This window comes from Prevotella sp. AM42-24 (genome assembly GCF_003461825.1).
Classification (GTDB): domain Bacteria; phylum Bacteroidota; class Bacteroidia; order Bacteroidales; family Bacteroidaceae; genus Prevotella; species Prevotella hominis.
This window is the reverse complement of record NZ_QTXV01000035.1, coordinates 1-22132: the sequence shown is the minus strand read 5'-3', so window position 1 is coordinate 22132 and position 22132 is coordinate 1. Positions and strand designations below refer to the sequence as shown.

The following is a 22132-nucleotide window of genomic DNA, read 5'->3' as shown; positions in this document are numbered from 1 at the left end:
ACCTTTTTACCTTTAAACATTATGCCAAACGATAACAAAGCTTACGCCAAGAGAGAAAAGGCGTATATGCAGGGAAAACTCTTCCCTCAGATCAAAGTCGGAATGACCAAGGTGAACCTCACTCCTACGGTGGTGAAGGATGAGCGCGGCATTCCTCATACCGAGCCAAACGCTCCTGTGTATATCTACGATACCAGCGGTCCATACAGCGACCCTAACTATCAGGTGGACTTGAAGAAGGGACTGCCTCGCATGAGAGAGCAGTGGATTCTCGACCGCAACGATACCGAACAGCTCCAGGAAATCACCAGCGAATATGGTAAGCAGCGTCTGGCCGACCACAGTCTCGACCACCTCCGCTTCGAGCACATCCAGTTGCCTCGCCGTGCTCAAGCTGGCAAGCACATCACCCAGATGGCATACGCCAAGGCGGGCATCGTGACCCCTGAGATGGAGTACGTGGCTATCCGCGAGAACATGAACTGCCAGGAGTTGGGCATCGACACCCATATCACTCCTGAATACGTGCGCGATGAGATTGCCCGTGGACGTGCCGTGCTTCCTGCCAACATCAACCACCCGGAGAGTGAACCGATGATCATCGGACGCAACTTCCTCGTGAAGATCAATACCAATATCGGCAACTCTGCCACTACCTCCAGCATCGAGGAGGAGGTGGACAAGGCGGTATGGTCTTGCAAATGGGGAGGCGATACTTTGATGGACCTCTCTACCGGCGACAACATCCACGAGACCCGTGAATGGATTGTCCGCAACTGCCCTGTACCTGTAGGAACCGTGCCTATCTACCAGGCTCTGGAGAAGGTGAACGGCAAGGTGGAAGACCTGAACTGGGAGGTATTCCGTGATACCCTCATCGAACAGTGCGAGCAGGGTGTGGACTACTTCACCATCCATGCCGGTATCCGTCGCCACAACGTGCATCTTGCCGACAGCCGTCTCTGCGGCATCGTGAGCCGTGGCGGTAGTATCATGAGCAAGTGGTGTCTCTACCACGACCAGGAGAGTTTCCTCTATGAGCATTTCGACGATATCTGCGACATCGTGGCACAGTATGACGTAGCCCTTTCTTTGGGCGATGGTCTGCGCCCAGGTTGTATCGCCGATGCCAACGATGCAGCCCAGTTTGCCGAGTTGGATACCATGGGCGAACTCGTTACCCGTGCCTGGGACAAGAACGTACAGGCATTCATTGAGGGTCCTGGCCACGTGCCAATGCAGAAGATCAAGGAGAACATGGAGCGCCAGCTCGACCACTGTCACGAGGCACCATTCTACACCCTCGGCCCATTGGTTACTGATATCGCTCCAGGTTACGACCACATCACTTCAGCCATCGGTGGCGCCCAGATAGCATGGCTCGGTACTGCGATGCTCTGCTATGTAACACCGAAGGAACACCTTGCATTGCCTAACAAGGAGGATGTGCGCACAGGTGTGGTAACCTATAAGATTGCCGCACATGCAGCCGATTTGGCCAAGGGTCATCCAGGTGCAACCATCCGCGACAATGCCCTCTCCAAGGCCCGCTTCGAGTTCCGCTGGAGAGACCAGTTCCACCTCTCGCTCGACCCAGAGCTCGCCTTGAAGTATTTCGAGGAGGCTGGTCATACCGAGGGTGAATACTGCACCATGTGTGGTCCTAACTTCTGTGCAGCCAAGTTGACTCACGATTTGAGAAAATATAAAAAATAAAATAAGGTAAAAAGCAAAAGTCTGCCGGCTCATTCCTCACCAGAGAGAGGAGCAGGCAGCACTTTAGAAATTCATAGGAATATGTTTTCAGACGAATTAAAGAATATCAGTTGGGAGGAGACCACGGAGCGTATCGCTCGCATGACCGATAATGATGTACGCCGTGCCCTCGCCAAGGACCATTGCGATGTAAACGACTTCATGGCAATGATTTCACCAGCAGCAGAGCCATATCTGGAGGTGATGGCCCGTCTCTCCCGCAAATATACAGAGGAGCGCTTCGGCAAGACCATGTCGATGTTCATCCCTCTCTACATCACCAATTCATGCTCCAACTCCTGCGTGTATTGCGGTTTCCACCGCGAGAATCCGATGGCACGCACCATCCTCACCCCTGAGCAGATCGAGAACGAATACAAGGCTATCAAGCAGCTGGCTCCATTCGAGAACATCCTGCTCGTTACGGGCGAAAACCCGGCAAAGGCTGGCACCCCATATCTTGCCAAGGCCATCGACATCGCCAAGAAGTATTTCTCCAACGTGAAGATTGAGGTGATGCCGCTCTCTACCGAGGACTACAAGACCCTCGCTGACCATGGTATGAACGGTGTAATCTGCTTCCAGGAGACCTACCACCGCGACAACTACAAGCTCTACCACCCACGTGGCATGAAGAGTAAGTTTGAGTGGCGCTGCGATGGCTTCGACCGCATGGGTATGGCAGGTGTCCACTCCATCGGTATGGGTGTGCTCATCGGACTGGAGAAGGAGTGGCGCACGGACGTAGTGATGATGGCTCACCACCTGCGCTACCTGCAGAAGCACTACTGGAAGACGAAGTACAGTGTGAATTTCCCTCGTATGCGCCCAGCACAGAACGAAGGATTCCAGCCTAACTGTTTCATGACCGACAAGCAGTTGGCACAGGCTACATTCGCCATGCGTATCTTCGACCACGACGTAGATATTTCCTACTCTACTCGTGAGCCAGCCAACATCCGTGACAACATGGCTACCCTCGGTGTCACCACCATGTCGGCTGAATCCAAGGTAAATCCAGGTGGTTATCATACATATCCTCAGGCGCTGGAGCAGTTCACCGTGAGCGATGAGCGTACCGCCAAGGTAATCAATGCAAGACTGAAGGAACTGGGCAGAGAACCAGTCTGGAAAGACTGGGATGCCTCATTCGACCTCTTCGGAAATGTAGCTAACGGATAAAGAAGATTTTATAAAACAGAACATAATAAAAAAGAGTGTATCATAAATTCATGACACACTCTTTTTTTGTTGGAATAAAGGCAAATGCAGGAGAAAACTCTCGCAACATCCTCCTTTTTTATACCCTTCTTTGAACGAACGCTTTCCAGAATAGAAGCTATCGCCTTCTTGTTTTCTACTGGTTGTGCTTCATCCAAACTCATACGGAGAATCGTATCATAAAAAGATTTTATCTCTTTCAAACGGTCACCCTCTATGAATTCATCATAAAGCAAACCACATTTTAGTGAGAAGAAAAAAAGAATTTTATCATCCACAGTTTTCACTATGTAATAAGCAATTCGATTATTCTCATCATCATCATAAGCATCTCCTTGCAAGGTATCTACTAAACTATTGTTACGAGTGTTGTAGAAATCATTTATCAAAGAGAAGTTTGCTGTATTTGACGAAAGTCGCTCACACTTTAAACTTCTCAGCAATTCCAATTGTGATTCTGTTATCTTCATACATAAACTGGTTTGTGAAATTGTTCCAAGTTACTTAACAAGAAACGTCTTACTCGGAAACGGGTGGCATCTTCTTTGATGTCCTGGACATCCATTGGTGTACCCTCTCCTTGCATCATGGCACGTTTCCAAGAACCTTCACCATGAATAAGATTGCTCAAACTTCTTGTTTTCTTTGCAGATAACAGTTCGAAAACACTATCAAAAATGGTCTTATATTCTGCTATAATGTTTGACGGCAAAACATCATGCAATGAATTTGAAATATATGCGGCATGAACTTCCGGAAGATATGGTCCGAAAGTATGAGCATAAAATGTTGCTTCAAACAGAGGATTCCCTGTTTGAACTATGCACTCACGCTGCATAAAATAAAGCAAAATATGCAACTTCATCTCATCAATACGAGAACCATACTGGTACTCGTAACGCAGACTGATAAAAGATGCTATCGTATGTACATCAACCATAATGTTCCTTTTTTGTTCGTTTACACGAAATGTTACCATTTTTGTGCAAATATAAGTTTATTTAATGAAACTGCCAAATTTTTGGAGAAGTTTTTCAACTCAGCTCAATGTATTTCACCTATACAGCATCCTCACTTCTAACAACGAGTCAAGCAAACTGAGTAAATTTCATTTTAATTTCTGATGCAGAAATAATGTATTTTATTGAATATCAAACAAATAAAATAGTTAAACCTTGTTATTTTCCTATTCTATTGTGGCAGTTGGCGCTTTTTCGTTGTGGCAGTTGGCGGAATTATTACTTCTGATACACCCTTACATAATCTACGAGATACTTCATAGGCATGGCGGAATTATCTATCTCGCCACCATTATCACCGCCCAGGGCAAGATTGAGCAGGAGATACTGCGGCTTCTTGAAAGGCTGCTCGCCATTGCCCAGCTTGCCATTCACCGCCTCATCCTGGCGAATCTCGTTAAGGAGTTCATCATCCAGGTAAAGACGAATGCTCTGCTCATCCCAATCCATGCGCCAAACGTGGAACTTATCAGCCCACTGCGCATCCCTATCGGTGAAATGGGTGAAGGGGATAGCCTTACTGTTCCATTTTGCCGTCCATGGCTTGTCGGTACCCCAGCAGGCATTGGCAAGGATATGAGGCACTCCCTGCTTGCAATAATACTCCATCATGTCGATTTCTCCATTCGACGGCCAGTCCATACCGCGACCCAGAAGCCAGATGGCAGGCCAGGCTCCGCCAGCCGTAGGAATCTTTGCCCTTACCTCTACCCTGCCATAGAGAAACTCCTTCTTCTCTGCCGTATTCACCGAGGCAGAGGTATATTGTATCTTTTCGATGTTCTCAGACCATCGGCTGCTGCCCTTCCGGAAACCGGGATTCCGACGAGGCTTCTTCTCCTTGCGTGCCTCGATGACGAGATTGCCATCCTTGCAATAGGCATTGGCTTTCTGATACCATTGCGCCTCATGATTGCGCTTGAATCCCTCCTCGTAGTTCCACACCTTGGAATCGAGATGTCCATCGGTATTGAACTCATCGCTCCATACCAGTTTCCACTCGTTCTGAGCCATCAGGGCAGAAGGAGCTACAGCCATCGCCATCACTCCGAACGCCATTCTCATTTTCTGCTTTACATTCATTCTGATAATTGTTTTGTTATTATTTCCAATAATTGTCAGTTTTGTACAATACGACGATTGATGGCGCAAAATTACAAAATATCAATAAACAGGAGGACTAATTATAGATAATTCAAGAGAAAATTTCGATATTTACATAAAAATCGGACTGGCCCGTGAATCAACGGCATCATGAAACTCATCCTGTACCGAATACATTGGAATAAAATGAAAAAAGGGTGCGTCACAGACTTATGACACACCCTCTTCCTGTATGACAACTTATATCAATTTATCTCGCCAAATTATGCAAGGTCTTGTTGGCAGCATCATTGATAGCATCATGAGCTTTCTGGTGAGCCTCATTCACCTTGTTGGCAGCCTTCTGGTTGACAAAGGGGAACAAGGAGAACCCATAGGTCCTGAGTTTCTACTCAGGACAAACGAATTTATCTCCAGTCTGCTTGATTAGCTCACGAGCATATTTCTCTGGATATCCCGGACGAACTGGGCGTGCACCGAGACCCTCCTTCGTACGCTCGAAAGTTCCATTCTTGGTGGTTGGCTTGATGATCATATCATTATATTTCACCACGAGATAAGTATGGAGCTGCTTCCAGCGACCGAGCATCTGCTGCGCCTTCTCTACACCATAATCGTTGAGGTACTTCACTGCCAGCTGAGGATTCTGGGCATAGAGTTCGAGCGCCTTGTCCTCCACCTGCTTCTGGGCAGCAAAATAACTGTTGTCGAGACTGTCGCGAACCTCCTTCAAACTTGGGAACAGCTGGCTGTAACGTGGATAAACCATGTTGCTCACCATATTGCAAACCCAGTAAGCATTCTTGTCGCTGAAGGTCACGGCATCTGCGCCAGGCGTATTGTAGCACTCTGGACGCACGGTAGAACTACAGTAGATAGGTGTAAAGGCCACCATGTTGGCATCATCATTGCCAAACCAGAGCACACCACCGATCTCGCGTGGCAACCAGGAACGCATCTGGCTCACATATACAAAACCACTCTGCTGGGTGCTGACAGGGCGCTCGTTGAAGCACTGCTTGCCATCCACTTTGAATGTCAGAGGAGTTGGACGGTAAGGCATCTGCCAGATACCGCCACCGATATCATCGCCATCAGCCACAGAGAGCGGAGTACCCTCATAATGGTCTCTCATGCAAGCCTCTACATCCTTTACGCTCACCTTCTTGTCAGGAATCACCCAGAGTGGCATATCCTCAGCATTCGGATCCTTGCCGAGTGCCCAAGGCAGATAACGGCTCATATCCTTGAAGTGGTTGAGCAAAGCCCAAGCACGGGCATCGCAAAAGCGGCGACCCGAGAAATCCGGTTTGGCATAAGCCATCTTCCAGGAGAAGTCAGCATCCTTGCCGCTGAACCAGCCCTTGCTGCGCGCGAAGGCTACCACGTCCTTGGCAAACATGACATTCTTCTTATCCTTCATATTAAACTTGCCGATGCGACTCTGGTTGGCATGGGCACAGATAGCCTCATCAGGGATGCGCTGAGCCACCCAGACCACGCCCTTGCTACCCGGTCCCTTGCCCATCATCTCCATGATCCAAGCCTCGTTAGGATCGCAGATGGTAAAGGTCTCACCTTCTGAATTATAACCGTAGGTCTGCGCCAGTGTAGTCATCACCTTGATAGCCTCGCGAGCAGTCTTACTGCGCTGCAAAGCCACGTAGATGAGTGAACCATAGTCTAAGATACCGGTAGAATCCACCATTTCCTCGCGACCACCATAGGTAGTCTCGCCGATGGTCACCTGATATTCGTTGATATTACCGATAACACTGTAGGTCTCGGCAGCCTCAGGAATCTCTCCATGATAAACATTGGTATCCCAGTCGAAAATCTTGCGCATCTCGCCCTTGGCATGCTTGCCCGCAGGATAATGGGCGAGATTCTGAAACATACCATAGTCGTCGGCACTGTAAGAGCACATCACCGAACCATCTACAGATGCTTTCTTGCCCACGATGAAATTGGTGCAGGCATCAGCCTCAGATACACTGCCCATCATAGCCACAGCCATCAAGGCCGAAGCAAAAATCTTATTCATAAAATATACCTTTATTAATATACACCTAAATGCAATGTGGAGTTAGAAAAGTCTCCTAACTCCACAAAATTATTTCAGAAGAACAAAGAGAAAAGCATTTGAATTCTTCACTCTTCCCTCTTCACTTAAATCACTCTTAATCACAAGCCTTGAAACTCATGTCCAAGCCCTTTACACTATGTGTCAAGGCACCTACAGAGATGAAATCCACACCCTGCTCGGCATAGTCGCGGATGGTATCGTAGGTGATACCGCCAGAAGACTCAGTCTCATACTTGCCAGCGATGATATCCACCGCCTTCTTGGTATCAGGCACAGAGAAATTGTCGAGCATGATACGGTTTACACCACCGTGCTTCAAAACCTGGTCGAGCTCATCAAAGCTGCGCACCTCGATTTCGATCTTCAGGTTGAGCCCCTTCTCCTTGAGGTAAGCATGGCAACGGTCGATAGCATTGTCGATACCACCAGCGAAGTCGATATGGTTGTCCTTGAGCAGGATCATATCGAAGAGACCGATGCGATGGTTCATACCGCCGCCGATCTTCACAGCCTGCTTCTCCAGCATTCGGAGACCTGGAGTAGTTTTGCGGGTGTCCAGGATATGAGTCTTGGTACCCTCAAGGCGTTTCACATACTTAGCGGTCATGGTAGCGATACCGCTCATACGCTGCATGATGTTGAGCATCAAGCGCTCAGTCTGGAGGAGAGAACGGGTCTTTCCAGTCACGATCATCGCGATGTCGCCTTTCTTCACAGGAGTACCATCCTGAATGAGAACCTCCACCTTCATGGTAGGATCAAAGCGAGCAAACACCTTCTTGGCCATCTCTACACCAGCCAACACACCGTCTTCCTTGATAAGCAGATGACTCTTGCCCATCGCATCTTCAGGGATGCAACAAAGGGTTGTGTGGTCACCATCACCGATATCCTCAGCAAATGCCAAGTCAATCAACTTGTCTTCTAATTGATCTACGCTTAACATAAATATCCTTTTTAAAAATTAATGATTCTTGTTTTTATTCTTTTAAAGCCTTAGCTCTGCATCTGAAGCCTTAGTTTCTTTTTTAAAAGACTTAGCTCTGCATCTGAAGCCTCGACCTCAGTTTTATTCTAAAATTCTTCCATTCCAGTAGGCTCTCCGGATTCCTTCCTCATCGCATTTCACCTCGATAAGTCCGCCCAACCATTCCGTCATCGGAAGTTCATCCCGAAACTCGAAATAGTTGACCACCCTTCCTTCCATCAGTTCCACCACAGCCTGCTGCAGACAGTCACCTCCCGGAAGGCGAACCTCATGAGCGCCGCACCTTCTGATTTCTTCCATTCTCATTTCCTCCTCTTATCTTCTTTCATCCTCCTTTATCATTAATTCCCTCTAAAATCCCCTTATTTTTAGGGGGGGACTTTTCTCTTCTTTTTAAAAGCCCCTTAAGAGAGAGTTTCTCACTTTTTATTTAAGAGCCCCTTAAGAAAGAGTTTCTCTCTTTTTATTATTTAGAAGGAATCTTTTCCTAAATTCTCTTGCCTTCAATCTTTCCAATCCTTATCATTTCACTTCTATCTTCTGAAGTCTGTCTGGCGGAACGGCTGAACCGCCTGGACCGGATAATTGAGGACGAAGAGGAAGAGAACGGCCTGATACAGGAGAAACCGATGAACCTGAAGGAGAACCAGCAGATGAACCAGAAACCGAACCTGCAGGTGAACCAGCAGATGAACCGGAACCAGGAACCCCCGGAGCATTCGGACCCTCATTTCGAGCATTAGCAGAATCCCCTGCTGTAGTCTGACTTCCCATCGTCTGCTGTTTCATGCGAAGCTTCACGAGCTTGATATGATGCACGAACATCAGCTTCATGGTGGTATAGGATGCTGCACCACCGAAATCGCCCACGTTCAGGAGGAAATAGCCCTTCACACTCTTGATGCCCAAACTGTCGCGGTCTTCCACCTGAATAGAATAACTCTGCGAACTGGACATACTGGAATTGCTGTAAGCCACACTATCGTTCTTGAAGGTGACAGCAAGCATCGCCACACCATCACGCATACCCTCCTGGAAGAGGAACTGTGCCTGGAAATTGAGCATCAGCTTATCGCCCTTATGGAACGAAGTATCCACCGGAACCTCAAAACTATAATAGTTGTAAGGCTTGTAAGTGCTAAGCACCATCGCAGAAGGACCCTTCCAGATATTGGCAGTATCACTGGAAGCTATATCGCCCAGACTGTTCAAATCACTGACGTCAGCACCCATCGCCTGCGCCTCAGCAGTAAGCCGGTCGCTCAACTTCACGTAGATGTCGTGCAGCAGTTTCGTATGGCGCATATAATAGACCATCGACGAATCAAACTCGGCAGCCGTAATACCATGTTTCTTGAAAACGGCCTCGCGATAAGTAATCATCGCAGCATCACCATCCTGGCGGGAATTATCGTTGGCCATCGCCTCAGCAATATGAAAGTCGTAGAGCACATTCTCCATTTCCTTCTCGGAAAGATACTCTCCCGGCACCGAAGGCTTACATGAAGCAATACATGCCAAGAAGCTGACACCCAAGAAGATACCCCAAAATGCTTTATTCAATGATTTCATTCTTATTCCTTTTCTTGTTCATTTTCCTTCTTTCCTCCTCCCAACTGTTCCAGTTCCTTACGACAGAAAAATAGGAGCGAGATGACACCTACAGAAACGCAGGAATCAGCGAAATTGAATACTGGGTCGAAGAAAGTACCATGCTGTCCACCGAAGAAAGGCACCCAGTCTGGCCACGTATAAGTGAAGAATGGGAAGCGGAACATATCCACCACCTTGCCCATCAGCACACCAGTATAACCCGTTCCGAAAGGCACCATATAGGAAACATATTCGGTGGATGAAGCCGTGAAGATGAGACCGTAGAAGATGGAGTCCAGCATATTGCCGATGGCACCCGTCAGCACCAATGCCACAAGATAGATGTACAGCTTGCGGTGGGTTCCGCGCTGAATGATGCGGCGCAGATACCAGAACAGCACGCAGATGGCAACAAGCCTCAACAGACTGAGCCAGAACTTGCCGATGAACGACATGCCCCATGCCATACCATTGTTCTCGACGAACTCAATATAAAACCAATCTGTAACACGAACCGACTCGCCAAGGCAAAAATGGGTTTTGATATAGAGCTTGATAATCTGGTCGATTATCAAGAGTATCACCACCATTGCCGTGACGAGCCAGCCTGTCTTTACCTTTTTATTTTCTTTCATTTATTTACGATTTCTTGCCTCCTTGGAAGCTACACTCAATGTGGCATGAGGAACAGCACGAAGACGCTCTTTAGGAATCAGCTCACCAGTTTCACGGTCGATACCATAAGTCTTGTTTTCGATACGGACCAGCGCAGCCTCCAAACTCTTGATGAATTTCTGCTGGCGCTGTGCCATCTGTATGATCTCTTCCTTACTCTGGGCCTCACTACCCTCTTCGAGAGCCTTGTAGGTAGGTGATGTATCTACGATATCATTACTGTCGGAATGATTCAGCTGAGCCATCATCTCCTTGTAGTTCAAACGAGCCACTTTCAATTTCTCTTCAATAATAGCGCGGAACTCCTCGAGCTCCTCATCGCTATAACGTAGTTTTTCGTTAGCCATAGACATTTATTGTTATGCAGTTTTTAATCTTGTTTATTTAGTTATTTTTGTTTCCGGATAAACAGCAGAAGTTAGAAGCAAACAGTTGGGAAAACTCCTTCTTGAGGGGAATTCCGGCTCCACTCGGGAGGGACTCCATCTCTGCTTTTCGGGGATATTCCTGACTCCTTACTTCTAACTCCTTACATGATTTAATTCTTCTCTACGAGAATGTTCAACTTAAAGTCATCAAATTCGGTCTCAACACCTGCGTTGTCACCGATTTCGATGCTATCTGCCAACACCTGACCCTTGATGTAGTCGCCGAATGCCTCGATGGCTGCGTTGGTCTCCTCATTGGAAGCCACTGTCACCTTGATGCGGTCGGTAATCTCCAAACCGGTCTCCTTGCGGAGGTTCTGGATACGGTTGATCAACTCACGTGCCATACCCTCCTTCTTCAACTCTGGAGTCAATTCTACCTCAAGTGCCACGGTCAGATTGCCCTCGTTAGAAACGAGCCATCCTGGGATATCCTCAGAGATAATCTCCACGTCGGCTACCTCTACTACGGCTTCCTGTCCGTCGATATTCAATGTGATGTTGCCTGCCTTCTCGAAAGCTGCAATCTGATCCTGATCGAGTGCTGACATCTGGGCTGCAACACCCTTCATCAGCTTACCGAACTTCTTACCCATCACTCTGAAGTTACACTTCACCTTCTTCACGAGAATGCCCTGACCCTCAATGAAGTTCACCTCCTTCACGTTCACCTCGTTCTTCAACAGACCAGCTACAGCCTCGATGTGTGCTTTCTGTACATCATCTACGGCAGGAATCATGATCTGCTGGAGTGGCTGGCGCACCTTGATGTTCACCTTGCGGCGCAATGCCAATACCATAGAAGTAATCTTCTGGGCGATGGCCATACGCTCCTCCAAGTCTGCATCGATAGCTGCTTCATCAGCTACAGGGAACTTATCCAGGTGTACGCTCTTCAACTCGCCGCCCAAGTCGTGATACAACTCGTCAGCATAGAATGGAGCGAATGGAGCCAACAACTTAGCCACTGTCATCAGACAAGTATAGAGAGTCTGGTAAGCGCTCAACTTATCCTCGCTCATCTCCTTACCCCAGAAACGTTTACGGTTCAGACGAACATACCAGTTAGAGAGGTCATCGTTGACGAAAGCGTCGATGAGACGGCCTGCGCGGGTTGGATCGTAGCCAGCCAACTCTCTGTCAACGCCCTTGATGAGGGTATTGAGTGAAGAGAGAATCCAGCGGTCGATCTCTGGGCGCTTCTCGAATGGCACCTGAGCAGCCTCTGCATCGAAACCATCTACGTTAGCATAGAGGGCGAAGAAGCTGTATGTATTATATAAGGTACCGAAGAACTTACGACGGGTCTCATCTACACCGTTAGGGTCGAACTTGAGGTTGTCCCAAGGCTCACTGTTGGTCATCATATAGAAACGAACAGGGTCGGCACCATACTTATCGATCATCTCGAATGGGTTAGTCACGTTACCCACGTGCTTACTCATCTTGTTGCCCTTAGCATCGAGCACGAGACCAGAAGAGATGACGTTCTTGAAGGCTACGCTGTCGAATACCATGGTAGCGATAGCATGCAGGGTGAAGAACCATCCACGGGTCTGATCCACGCCCTCATTGATGAAGTCGGCTGGATAGAACTTAGGAGGAATAGCATATCCCTCGTAGGTGCTGTGGATGAGTGCATCGCGGTCTGCCTCTGTGCCACGGGCCATCTCTCCCTCGAATGGGTAGTGGAGCTGGGCGTAAGGCATTGAACCTGAATCGAACCACACGTCAATCAGGTCGCTCTCACGATACATTGGCTTGCCCTCCTCGTTGACCAATACGATCTTGTCAACGTATGGGCGGTGGAGGTCAATCTTATCATAGTTCTCCTGACTGTAGTCGCCAGGAACGAAACCATTCTCTTTCAATGGGTTGCTCTGCATGATGCCAGCAGCCACAGACTTCTCGATTTCAGCATAGAGTTCCTCGAGACTGCCGATGCACTTCTCGCCACGGTTCTCATCACGCCAGATTGGCAATGGAGTACCCCAGAAGCGGGAACGTGAAAGGTTCCAGTCGTTCAGGTTCTCAAGCCAGTTGCCGAAACGGCCTGTACCGGTGCTCTCAGGCTGCCAGTTGATGGTCTTGTTGAGTTCTACCATGCGCTCCTTGCGGGCTGTATCCTTGATAAACCAGCTATCCAATGGATAATAGAGGATAGGCTTGTCGGTACGCCAGCAGTGAGGATAGTTGTGCACGTGCTTCTCGCTCTTGAAAGCCTTGCCCTCCTGCTTCAACTCGTAGCAGATTACGATGTTCAGGTCTTCAGCCTTATCAGAAGCCTTCTTGTCCCAAACACCATCCACATTAAACTGTGGATCGTAGGCATTCTTCACGTAGTCGCCTGCGTGATGAGCGTATGCCTCCTTGTTGACGCAAGCGCTTACGAAGTTGGCATCGAGGTCTTCGATGAGATAGAACTTACCCTGGAGGTCAACCATTGGGCGGGTCTCGCCCTTCTTATTAATAAGGTAGAGCGCAGGGATGTTGGCATCCTTAGCTACCTTGGCGTCATCAGCACCGAATGTAGGAGCGATATGAACGATACCGGTACCGTCATCGGTAGTAACATAGTCGCCAAGGATGACACGGAAAGCCTCGCTGTCCATCTCAACAAACTTATCGCGACCATCCTCAGAAGCAAATACCTTCTCAGGATGAGCAGCTGCATATTCTGTAACAAACTGAGGCGCGAAAGCATCTACCTTCTCGCATGGCTTCACCCAAGGAAGGAGCTGCTCGTAGTGCAAACCTTCGAGGTCGGTACCCTTCATGTGGTCGATGATGCGCCATGGGCACTGCTTCTTCTCCTTGTCGAATGGAAGGAGATCGCCCTCCTTGCACTCCTGGTCAGCCTTCAGATAAGAACCTACCAAAGCCTCAGCCATCACGAGTGTCATAGGCTCGCCATTGTAGAGGTTGTAGGTCTCAATAGCTACATAGTCAATCTTAGGACCCACACAGAGAGCCACATTTGATGGCAATGTCCAAGGTGTAGTAGTCCATGCGATGAAATATGGTTTACCCCACTTGGTCCACTCAGCCTTAGGATCCTTGATGAGGAACTGGGCTGTGGTGGTGAGGTCCTTCACGTCGCGATAGCAGCCAGGCTGGTTCAACTCGTGAGAGCTCAAACCTGTACCTGCGCCTGGAGAGTATGGCTGGATGGTGTAACCCTTGTAGAGCAGACCCTTGTTGTAGAGCTGCTTGAGGAGCCACCAGAGAGTCTCAATGTACTTGTTATCGTAAGTGATATAAGGATGATCGAGATCTACGAAGTAACCCATTTTCTCGGTCAGATCACGCCATTCAGCAGTGAACTTCATCACGTTCTCGCGACACTTATGGTTGTAGTCCTCTGTAGAGATATACTTCTCAGAAGCCTTGTTGTCAATATCCTTCTTGGTAATGCCGAGTTCCTTCTCGACACCGAGTTCAACAGGAAGTCCGTGAGTATCCCATCCCGCCTTGCGGTGTACCTGGAAACCCTTCATAGTCTTGTATCTGTTGAATGTATCCTTGATACTACGTGCCAACACGTGGTGAATACCCGGGTGGCCGTTAGCTGATGGAGGTCCCTCAAAGAAGATAAACTGAGGGCAGCCTTCACGCTCGTCAATAGACTTGTGGAAGATGTCGTTCTTCTCCCACTCTGCTAAAACGTCATTGTTGGTCTTTGTCAAATTCAGACCATTGTGCTCGGCAAATTTCTTAGCCATATTATCTGTATATTTATTATTATTATTTTTACTTTTGGGCGCAAAGTTACGAAAAAAATATCTTTCTACCGAATAATCGCTTTTAAATTTATATAATTTTTCCATTAAAAATCCCGATTTAAACATCAGAATTGCTCTTGATGCTTAAATCGGGAAACAATATCATGTAGGGCTGGCAACGGAAACCATCAGCCCAAATGCTAAAATCTAAAACGATTTTGGGGTTGAAAATCAGTCCAGACTATCCAACCACTTCTGACCCCACTTACTTTTCAGCCAAAGTAACATAATAGATGCAATCACTGCCAGAAAGCCATAAACAATAGTCATTCCTTCAGCGAATCCCATCAAAACTATAGTTAATGCAAAATCCATAACTCTTAACTCTGATTATTAAATCAATATTCGACTTTGCAAATATAAGAAAAGATTTGGCAAAGTGGGATGATTCTGTTCTATATTTAACAGTTTTTACACTAAACTACAGGCTTTCTGCTTCTTGCAACCAGATGGTAGAAGTAGCATCAGAAGGCATGCGCCAGTCGCCACGAGGACTCAAACTCACACTTCCCACTTTCGGTCCATCAGGCAGGCAGCTGCGCTTGAACTGCTGGTTGAAGAAACGGCGCACGAAAGTCTTGAGCCACTTCTTGATGGTCTCCTCATCATAGGAATCAGGATCATTATCACTGATCTTCACGCGCTCTCCTGTCGTCTCCAAGAAAGCCTTCTTGGCAAGCAGGAAGATCTTGCTCGGACGGAAACCGAAGCGCAGGAAATAGTAGAGAAAGAAATCATGCAACTCGTAAGGTCCCACCAGATCTTCCGTCTTTTGCTTGATATTGCCGTTTTCGTCGGCAGGTATCAACTCCGGACTGATCGGCGTATCGATGATATCCTGTAGGGTAATGCGACTCTGCTCATCCACCCCACTCTCTGCCACGTAGTTCACCAGGTGACGAATCAGGGTCTTAGGGATGCTGGCATTCACACCATACATACTCATGTGATCGCCATTATAGGTAGCCCAACCGAGTGCCAATTCCGAGAGGTCGCCCGTACCGATCACCATACCGCCACACTGGTTGGCAAGATCCATCAGTATTTGTGTACGCTCGCGCGCCTGCGAATTTTCATAGGTTACATCATGCACCTCCATATCATGGCCGATGTCCTCGAAATGTTGAGTTACAGCCTTGGCGATGCTGATTTCACGGATGGTGATGCCAAGACTCTCCATCAGCGTAATGGCATTGTTGTAGGTGCGGTCGGTGGTTCCGAATCCCGGCATAGTGACACCGATGATGCCCTTGCGGTTCATGCCCAATTTATCGAATGTTTTCACGCAAACCAACAGGGCTAACGTAGAGTCCAGTCCTCCGCTGATGCCCACCACCACGGTCTTGGCGTGGGTATGCACGATTCGCTTCGCCAAACCCATCACCTGGATATTGAAGATCTCCTCGCAGGAAGCCTTCATATCGGCAGTAGCAGGGATGAAAGGATGCGGATTCACCTCGCGCTCCAATACGAAATCACGGACATTCTCGGCAGGATGTGTATCAATCACGGTGATACCAAACTGCTTGTTGAGCACGGAATATTTAATATTGCGCTGGGCATTCACGTAGGTAGAATTGGTGCGGCGTTCAGAGCGAAGCTTCTCCACATCAATCTGAGCCACAACCATTTGAGCCTCTAAGCTAAAACGTTCACTTTCACCCAACAAAGCACCGTTTTCATAGATCAGAGCGTTGCCTCCATAGACCACATCCTGGGTACTCTCACCAAATCCGCAGGAACTGTAAACATAGCCCGTTATCGTGCGGGCACTCTGCTGAGAGAGCAGACTCTTCAGATAACTATTCTTGCCTATCAGCTCATCTGTAGCCGAGAGGTTGAAGATGATGTCAGCACCCGCCAAAGCCAACTTGTTGCTTGGAGGCGCAGGAGCCCATACATCCTCACAGATTTCCACACCAAACTGGAATCCGTCGAAGGTACGGAAGAGCTGCACGTCAGGAGTCAGTTTCACCTTATGTCCGGCAAAACGGATTTCCTGTTCACGGAGATCCTGAGCCGATGCAAACCATCGCTTCTCATAGAACTCACTGTAGTTAGGCAGGTAGGTCTTTGGCACGATGCCCAATATTTGTCCCTGCTGAATGACGATTGCACAGTTGAGCAACAGATCACCTGCCACGACAGGAGCGCCCACAATGGCGATGATATCGAGTTTGCGGGTGAAATCGAGCAGCATCATCACGCTCTGTTCCGTTGCCTCCAACAGGATTTGCTGGCGGAAAAGGTCCTGACAGGTATATCCCGTGAGCGAAAGTTCAGGGAAAGTAATCACCTCCACACCCTTGCCCTCAGCCAAGATAATCTGTTCTTCTATCTTCTGAGTATTGAAAATGACATCTCCCACACGTACTGCTGGGATTGCACTTGCCACCTTCATAAAGCCATATTTCATATTCATAATTCTTCACTCTTCGTTCTTCACTTAATCGTAACCTGAGTTGCTCCATAACCATACTCCTGGAAGGAAGCATCCTGATAAGAGCAGGACTTATAGCGGTAGTTCAGTTCGTGGACGATGGCCTGACGGAGTACTCCCTCACCCTTTCCATGGATGAAGATAATCTTCTGACCTTTGCGGTTCTTGTATTCAGCCATAGTCTTCTTGAATACATCTACCTGGTAGTGCAGAATATCGGCAGTATTCATGCCGGCAGTCGTCTCCAGCACCTCGTCAGCATGCAGGTCGATCACCACGGTTCCGTCGTCCTTCTTCTGCTTCTTCTTGCTCTCGTTGGCGATAATCTTCTCGTCCTTATACATCTGCTCCTTCAATCTCTTAGAGTCAACGACCAATGGTCTTGCCACCTCATCATTCTCCACGATAGTGAAGAGCAAGGCAGGTGTCTCGAAGAAATCATTCTCCTCGAAGAGATGCAACTTGTAGAACTTCACAGGATCCAGACGGAACTGCACATCGGTAGCTGGTTTGAGGAGGAAAGGCTTATCCTTCTTGTAGGCTACCATTTGGACGGCAATATGCCCCATCTCATTGAGCACGTCACGACCGAACTCCTCGATGAAGAGCTTCGTGTTCGGTTCTACCTCTCCACAGCCCTTCAGCGTCCAGGCATTACCCTCAGCTACGAGATAGGTATATTGGATATAATAGTTGCTGTCGTTGACGAAGTAAGTCTCGAAACGGGTATTCGTGATTTCCTTGATATCCACCGGTACGAAGGCGAGATAAGCGCTGAGCTTGTTGCCACCATCACGTTCACGGGCAGGAGCTTGGAAGGTAATCTCACGGTCGGCAGCATCATATTCTTCCACATTCATATCCACCTCCACATCATGCTGGTTGAGGATTGACTTAATGCTTCGGCTATCGTTCTTCAGTTCCGTGTTGGAACGTTCCTCTGCAGCCTGTTTGGCATCCATTTTGGCAGAAATCATTTTACCCATGGCATAGTCGTCCTGTTCCACCACTACCACGTCGTGGATGGAAGTAGGAATCTCGAAGCCATCCTCGTCCATCACCATCACGATATCTTTACCCTGGAAGCCGGAGATCTTTCCGCCTCCCACTTCACTCAGGAATCTTACTTTATCACCTATTTTCATCTTTGTTTTCTATTTGTTTGGTGCAAAGATACAAAAGATATTGTAAATGGCGAAAAGTTTTATCTTTTTTATCACAATTCGTGCAGATTTCGATGAATTTGACGAAAAACAATTCAGAGGAGGAAAACAAACGAAACAAAAAAACCGGTCAAGCTCTTCCAAAGAGCCCGACCGGAAAACTTATTACTTTGATTAATTAAATATTGATATATTAGTATCTCTCAAAGAGAGAACGTATATCCCTAAGTATTTGAAGAGAGTTTATGATTACTTGATGACATACTTCTTGCCACCGCAAACATATACACCAGGAGCGAGGATGTACTCAGCATCTGCCATGCTGCCTACCTCAGCTACCTTCTGACCGTTGATAGAGTAAATCTTCAACTTAGCAGGAGCCTTCTTGCTAACTACCTGGTTGATACCTGTTGTGATAGTCTCGTTGGTCTTACCGTCACGGTTATAAACTACACCGTTTACGAATTCCAAATCCTTTGTCTGCTGACCACCGCCGTTGTTGAAGATGATCATGGTAGGAGCAGTTGTCAAATCGCCATCATACTTCCACATCCAGACATCCAGACCATTCTTCTTCATGCCAGTCTTGGTACATGCTACACCTGGCCAGTTACCACCGGTAAAGTTGCCTGCATCACTCCAAGCCCAGCAGTTTACCTTACTCCAGTCTGAAGGAGCGAGGAAGTAAGCGAAGATACCTGTTGGAGCAGGAACAACTACCTCTTTAATCTTGTTGAAGGTTGCAGAACCTGTCTTGGTTTCATTATCTGCATTGGTTGCACTCCAAGTTACAGTCTTGCTCTCGCCTTCCATCATGTCAGCACCGAGAGTGAATGTAGCAGCCTTACCAGGAGTAAGAGCTACCTGCTCGCCATTACCAATCTTATACCAACCGCTCTTGGCATTGTTGCTCAGTGTGGCTGTTACGGAAACAGTCTTCTCGAAGTCACCACCATTAGGACTCAAAGTAACCTTGGCTGCAGTATTGACAGGAGCGTCAATCTTCTGAGCATTTGCACCGCCGTCATACTTCAGGTAGATATCACCTGTGATACCAGTGATGTCACCAGACTGTGCACCGCTATTATTATTCAAGATGACATTGAAGGTCTCAACACCATCAAAAGCGCAAGTCCAGTACTTTTCGCCATTGATTTCTTCAGACTCTGTCATCTTTGTACCAGGCCATGCACCTGTCAACTCCTTAACAGAAGAACCTTTTGACCAAGCATAGATAAAAGGAGCATTTTCTGCCTGTACGTAAACCGTGATAGAAGCATTAGGGTCCACCTTCTTGAAGGTCAAGCTACCGCTCTTTACTTTACCGTCCTGGGCCTCTGCGCTCCACTCAATAGTCTTGGTGTCGCCAAAGTTCATACCTTCGCCAATGGTAAGGTTCTCACTCACACCAGGAGTCAAGTTCACCTTATCCTGACCTTGTATCTGATACCAACCAGACTTAGCGTCTTCAGAGAGAGTAACTGTCAGGTTAATAGTCTCAGTACGGAATGATCCACCAGCCTGTGAGAATGAAACGCTTGCTGGCTGAATAGGACCCTGCTCGTTCCAAATTGTACCAGCCTCCTCATTACCATCATAGTCTTGACCGTCCAGAGACTTAGCTGTAGTATCGTAGATGAAAGCACCATCCTCACCGATCTTGCCACCATTCCAGTCCTTTACGAGAACACGGAGCTGACCCTGAGTAGAAGGAGCTTCTACTTCAATAGTAGAACCTGTATATGTCTTACCAGTTACCACGTCGGTATAAGTACCAGCTGGGCAATCTGTGAAGGTAGCACCACCATTGAGGGCTACGAGCGCATAGCAATCCTTAGTAGCACGCTTGAAAGCGATACCATTCTTACCTGTTGCCTTACAACCATCTGTTGTCCACTGACCCTTACGGAGAGCAGGCACAGCCTGACGGATCTTGTTCAGACGGATGAGGTGCTGAGCTACATCGTGATTCAAAGTAGCAGCTACGTTACCTGTAGCCTTATACTCACCGAAGTCTGTTGCTGTTACATCACCTGTGATATAACCACCGAAGTAAGCACGACCAGTTTCAGAAAGAGGACCGTTAGGACCTGGGTCGATTCTTACACCACGACGGAAACCAACCTCAGAACCATAGTAGATACATGGAATACCACGGAAGGTAAACAAGAGAGAGAGGTTCTCAGCCCACTGAGCATCTGTACCACCGAAACGGTTGAGATCATTAGGGCCTGGACTGTAGTCATGGCTGTCAATATATACTACATTGTATGTAGCGTCATTATAAAGTTCATCTTCTTGAGCGAGACGGAATGCATCTTTAGCTGTATTGTAGCTATAGTGCATTGGGAAGTCGATTACATTGAAACCACTTGCCTCAGAATAGTCTGGCTCATGCCATGCACCATTGATCATCTTAGCATTTTCGCTCTTCTTGTCACCAAATGATTCCTTACCGCAGAGTGCCTGAGGACCGATAGGACCAGAACCCTCTGGCAATACCTGAGCGTCCCAGAAGCTTTGGCTTCCATCCCACTGATTCATCAAAGACTCATCAGACTTCCATGTATAGAAGTAGCAAGAAAGATTAGCCTGACCTCTATAGGTTGCTTCGTGACCACGGGTACAAACCTCACCATACATAAAGAAAGGAGCCTTGTTCAATCGCTTATTCTCGTACTGCTTACCGAGGGCAGCAAACTGAGGAACGAACTGATGGTTGAAAGTGAGTCGTGAGATGTGACCAGATGTATCGATACGGAAACCATCCACACCCATCTTGATGAACTGACCATAGCAATCTACGAGATACTTAGCTACCTCGTCGTTCTCTGTATTGAGGTCAACACAGTCACCAGCAATCTGACCCCACCAACGGGATGGATCATCCCAACCGAACTGACCGTAATGGTGCCAGTAGTTGTGAATATCACGGTTCTGACCATCCATATTCTTCATCATGGTAAGACGACGGTGGTATTGATCTTTTGGAAGGATGGTCAGGTAGTCACTACCCAAAGTTTCTGTAGGGGTCATACAAGCATCGATGTAAGCTTGGTTGCGAAGTTGTGTGTTACGATCGAACAGCTTGCAGAGCTTCTCCTCACCGAAGTTACCAGTGTGGTTGAGCACGATATCGAGGATAATCTTGATACCCTTGGCATGAGCCTTATCGATGAGTTCCTGGAACATCACGTCACCACTCTTACCATCACTGCTCTGATAGCGGCAGTCAACATGCTGGAAATCCATAGCATGATAGCCGTGGTAGTCATAACCGGATGCGTTCTGTACGACAGGAGTAATCCAGATGGCTGTGAAACCAAGCGCCTTGATGTAGTCGAGCTTGTCAATGACGCCCTGGAAGTCACCTCGCCAACAAGGGTCCTTGGTTTCAATCTGTGCTGCCTGATTGTCCCAGCAGAGCACATTGTTTTTAGGATCACCATCGTAGAAACGAGTGGTAATCATGAAATAGATACTTTCGTCTCGGAAGTCTGTACGATTAGATGTGAAGACATCCGTCGCCATCGACTGCATTGAGACCAGAAGGAGCAGCAATGCCGCCCAAAGCTTCTTTGTAAACCTTCTCATAAATTGTAGTGTTAAGTTAAGATATTTAGTTAAATATTATTCTATTTGCAAATTTAGCCAAAATATATGGTATTTACAAAGAAACAAAGCCCAACCCACTCTTTTTTGTGTGCAAACGATTGCATCTGAAAGTAAAATAAACACATGCAAACGATTGCATAAAAAAACACGCAAGTTTTCTGCCGAAAACTTGCGTATTCAAAAAGAGTATCAGATGATTATTTGATGACGTACTTCTTACCGCCGCAAACATATACACCAGGAGCGAGGATGTACTCAGCATC

At 47.6% G+C, this 22132-nt stretch carries 15 protein-coding genes; 2 read left to right on the top strand and 13 right to left on the bottom strand.

Annotation, left to right across the window (positions count from 1 at the left end):
• The first annotated feature begins 21 nt into the window (after positions 1 to 21).
• The gene (gene thiC, locus DW917_RS10890; RefSeq protein ID WP_118118659.1) at positions 22 to 1716 is read left to right on the top strand and encodes a phosphomethylpyrimidine synthase ThiC; all 1695 of its coding nucleotides are present in this window, start codon (positions 22 to 24) and stop codon (positions 1714 to 1716) included.
• Between the two features lie 81 nt (positions 1717 to 1797).
• Positions 1798 to 2937, top strand: a complete 1140-nt coding sequence (gene thiH / locus DW917_RS10885) for a 2-iminoacetate synthase ThiH (RefSeq protein ID WP_118118657.1) — start codon at positions 1798 to 1800, stop codon at positions 2935 to 2937.
• An 8-nt stretch (positions 2938 to 2945) separates the two neighbouring features.
• Here thiH and DW917_RS10880 read toward each other — a convergent pair whose 3' ends face one another.
• The 13 genes from DW917_RS10880 to DW917_RS10820 form a co-directional block, all read right to left on the bottom strand.
• A complete protein-coding gene (locus DW917_RS10880; protein ID WP_199545539.1) occupies positions 2946 to 3446 on the bottom strand; it encodes a hypothetical protein in 501 nt (166 codons plus the stop codon).
• A complete protein-coding gene (locus DW917_RS10875; RefSeq protein ID WP_118118679.1) occupies positions 3443 to 3916 on the bottom strand; it encodes a Panacea domain-containing protein in 474 nt (157 codons plus the stop codon). Before DW917_RS10875 ends, DW917_RS10880 begins: the two co-directional genes overlap by 4 nt.
• Before the next feature lie 298 nt (positions 3917 to 4214).
• Positions 4215 to 5060 (bottom strand): family 16 glycosylhydrolase, encoded by an 846-nt coding sequence (locus DW917_RS10870; RefSeq protein ID WP_233524709.1) that lies wholly within the window; start codon positions 5058 to 5060, stop codon positions 4215 to 4217.
• 427 nt (positions 5061 to 5487) lie between these two features.
• Positions 5488 to 7116, bottom strand: coding sequence for a dipeptidase (locus tag DW917_RS10865; protein WP_370453532.1), 1629 nt, complete (start codon positions 7114 to 7116; stop codon positions 5488 to 5490).
• A gap of 163 nt (positions 7117 to 7279) precedes the next feature.
• Entirely contained in the window at positions 7280 to 8131 is an 852-nt protein-coding gene (gene nadC, locus DW917_RS10860) for a carboxylating nicotinate-nucleotide diphosphorylase (RefSeq protein ID WP_118118651.1), read from the bottom strand.
• A gap of 123 nt (positions 8132 to 8254) precedes the next feature.
• Positions 8255 to 8473, bottom strand: coding sequence for a hypothetical protein (locus tag DW917_RS10855; protein ID WP_118118649.1), 219 nt, complete (start codon positions 8471 to 8473; stop codon positions 8255 to 8257).
• A 222-nt stretch (positions 8474 to 8695) separates the two neighbouring features.
• Positions 8696 to 9745, bottom strand: a complete 1050-nt coding sequence (locus DW917_RS10850; RefSeq protein WP_118118647.1) for a DUF4296 domain-containing protein — start codon at positions 9743 to 9745, stop codon at positions 8696 to 8698.
• 2 nt (positions 9746 to 9747) lie between these two features.
• A complete protein-coding gene (locus DW917_RS10845; RefSeq protein ID WP_118118645.1) occupies positions 9748 to 10401 on the bottom strand; it encodes a lipoprotein signal peptidase in 654 nt (217 codons plus the stop codon).
• Positions 10402 to 10788 carry a TraR/DksA family transcriptional regulator gene (locus tag DW917_RS10840; RefSeq protein ID WP_118118677.1) on the bottom strand — a complete coding sequence of 129 codons (387 nt, stop codon included), beginning with the start codon at positions 10786 to 10788 and terminating at the stop codon, positions 10402 to 10404.
• A gap of 191 nt (positions 10789 to 10979) precedes the next feature.
• A complete protein-coding gene (ileS, locus tag DW917_RS10835) occupies positions 10980 to 14591 on the bottom strand; it encodes an isoleucine--tRNA ligase (protein ID WP_118118643.1) in 3612 nt (1203 codons plus the stop codon).
• Between the two features lie 481 nt (positions 14592 to 15072).
• A complete protein-coding gene (locus DW917_RS10830; RefSeq protein WP_118118640.1) occupies positions 15073 to 17067 on the bottom strand; it encodes an NAD(+) synthase in 1995 nt (664 codons plus the stop codon).
• 26 nt (positions 17068 to 17093) lie between these two features.
• Positions 17094 to 18236, bottom strand: a complete 1143-nt coding sequence (locus DW917_RS10825; RefSeq protein ID WP_118118638.1) for a DUF2027 domain-containing protein — start codon at positions 18234 to 18236, stop codon at positions 17094 to 17096.
• A 267-nt stretch (positions 18237 to 18503) separates the two neighbouring features.
• Positions 18504 to 21848 carry an alpha-amylase family glycosyl hydrolase gene (locus tag DW917_RS10820; protein WP_118118636.1) on the bottom strand — a complete coding sequence of 1115 codons (3345 nt, stop codon included), beginning with the start codon at positions 21846 to 21848 and terminating at the stop codon, positions 18504 to 18506.
• Positions 21849 to 22132: the final 284 nt, after the last annotated feature.

Bases quoted from the DNA above. Each gene is read 5' to 3' on its own strand.
- DW917_RS10865 (WP_370453532.1), bottom strand. From the start codon at position 7,116: ATGGCTGTGGCTATGATGGGCAGTGTATCTGAGGCTGATGCCTGCACC.
- DW917_RS10830 (WP_118118640.1), bottom strand. From the start codon at position 17,067: ATGAAATATGGCTTTATGAAGGTGGCAAGTGCAATCCCAGCAGTACGT.
- DW917_RS10855 (WP_118118649.1), bottom strand. From the start codon at position 8,473: ATGGAAGAAATCAGAAGGTGCGGCGCTCATGAGGTTCGCCTTCCGGGA.
- nadC (WP_118118651.1), bottom strand. From the start codon at position 8,131: ATGTTAAGCGTAGATCAATTAGAAGACAAGTTGATTGACTTGGCATTT.
- DW917_RS10840 (WP_118118677.1), bottom strand. From the start codon at position 10,788: ATGGCTAACGAAAAACTACGTTATAGCGATGAGGAGCTCGAGGAGTTC.
- thiC (WP_118118659.1), top strand. From the start codon at position 22: ATGCCAAACGATAACAAAGCTTACGCCAAGAGAGAAAAGGCGTATATG.
- DW917_RS10820 (WP_118118636.1), bottom strand. From the start codon at position 21,848: ATGAGAAGGTTTACAAAGAAGCTTTGGGCGGCATTGCTGCTCCTTCTG.
- DW917_RS10870 (WP_233524709.1), bottom strand. From the start codon at position 5,060: ATGAGAATGGCGTTCGGAGTGATGGCGATGGCTGTAGCTCCTTCTGCC.
- DW917_RS10845 (WP_118118645.1), bottom strand. From the start codon at position 10,401: ATGAAAGAAAATAAAAAGGTAAAGACAGGCTGGCTCGTCACGGCAATG.
- DW917_RS10825 (WP_118118638.1), bottom strand. From the start codon at position 18,236: ATGAAAATAGGTGATAAAGTAAGATTCCTGAGTGAAGTGGGAGGCGGA.
- DW917_RS10875 (WP_118118679.1), bottom strand. From the start codon at position 3,916: ATGGTTGATGTACATACGATAGCATCTTTTATCAGTCTGCGTTACGAG.
- ileS (WP_118118643.1), bottom strand. From the start codon at position 14,591: ATGGCTAAGAAATTTGCCGAGCACAATGGTCTGAATTTGACAAAGACC.
- DW917_RS10850 (WP_118118647.1), bottom strand. From the start codon at position 9,745: ATGAAATCATTGAATAAAGCATTTTGGGGTATCTTCTTGGGTGTCAGC.
- DW917_RS10880 (WP_199545539.1), bottom strand. From the start codon at position 3,446: ATGAAGATAACAGAATCACAATTGGAATTGCTGAGAAGTTTAAAGTGT.
- thiH (WP_118118657.1), top strand. From the start codon at position 1,798: ATGTTTTCAGACGAATTAAAGAATATCAGTTGGGAGGAGACCACGGAG.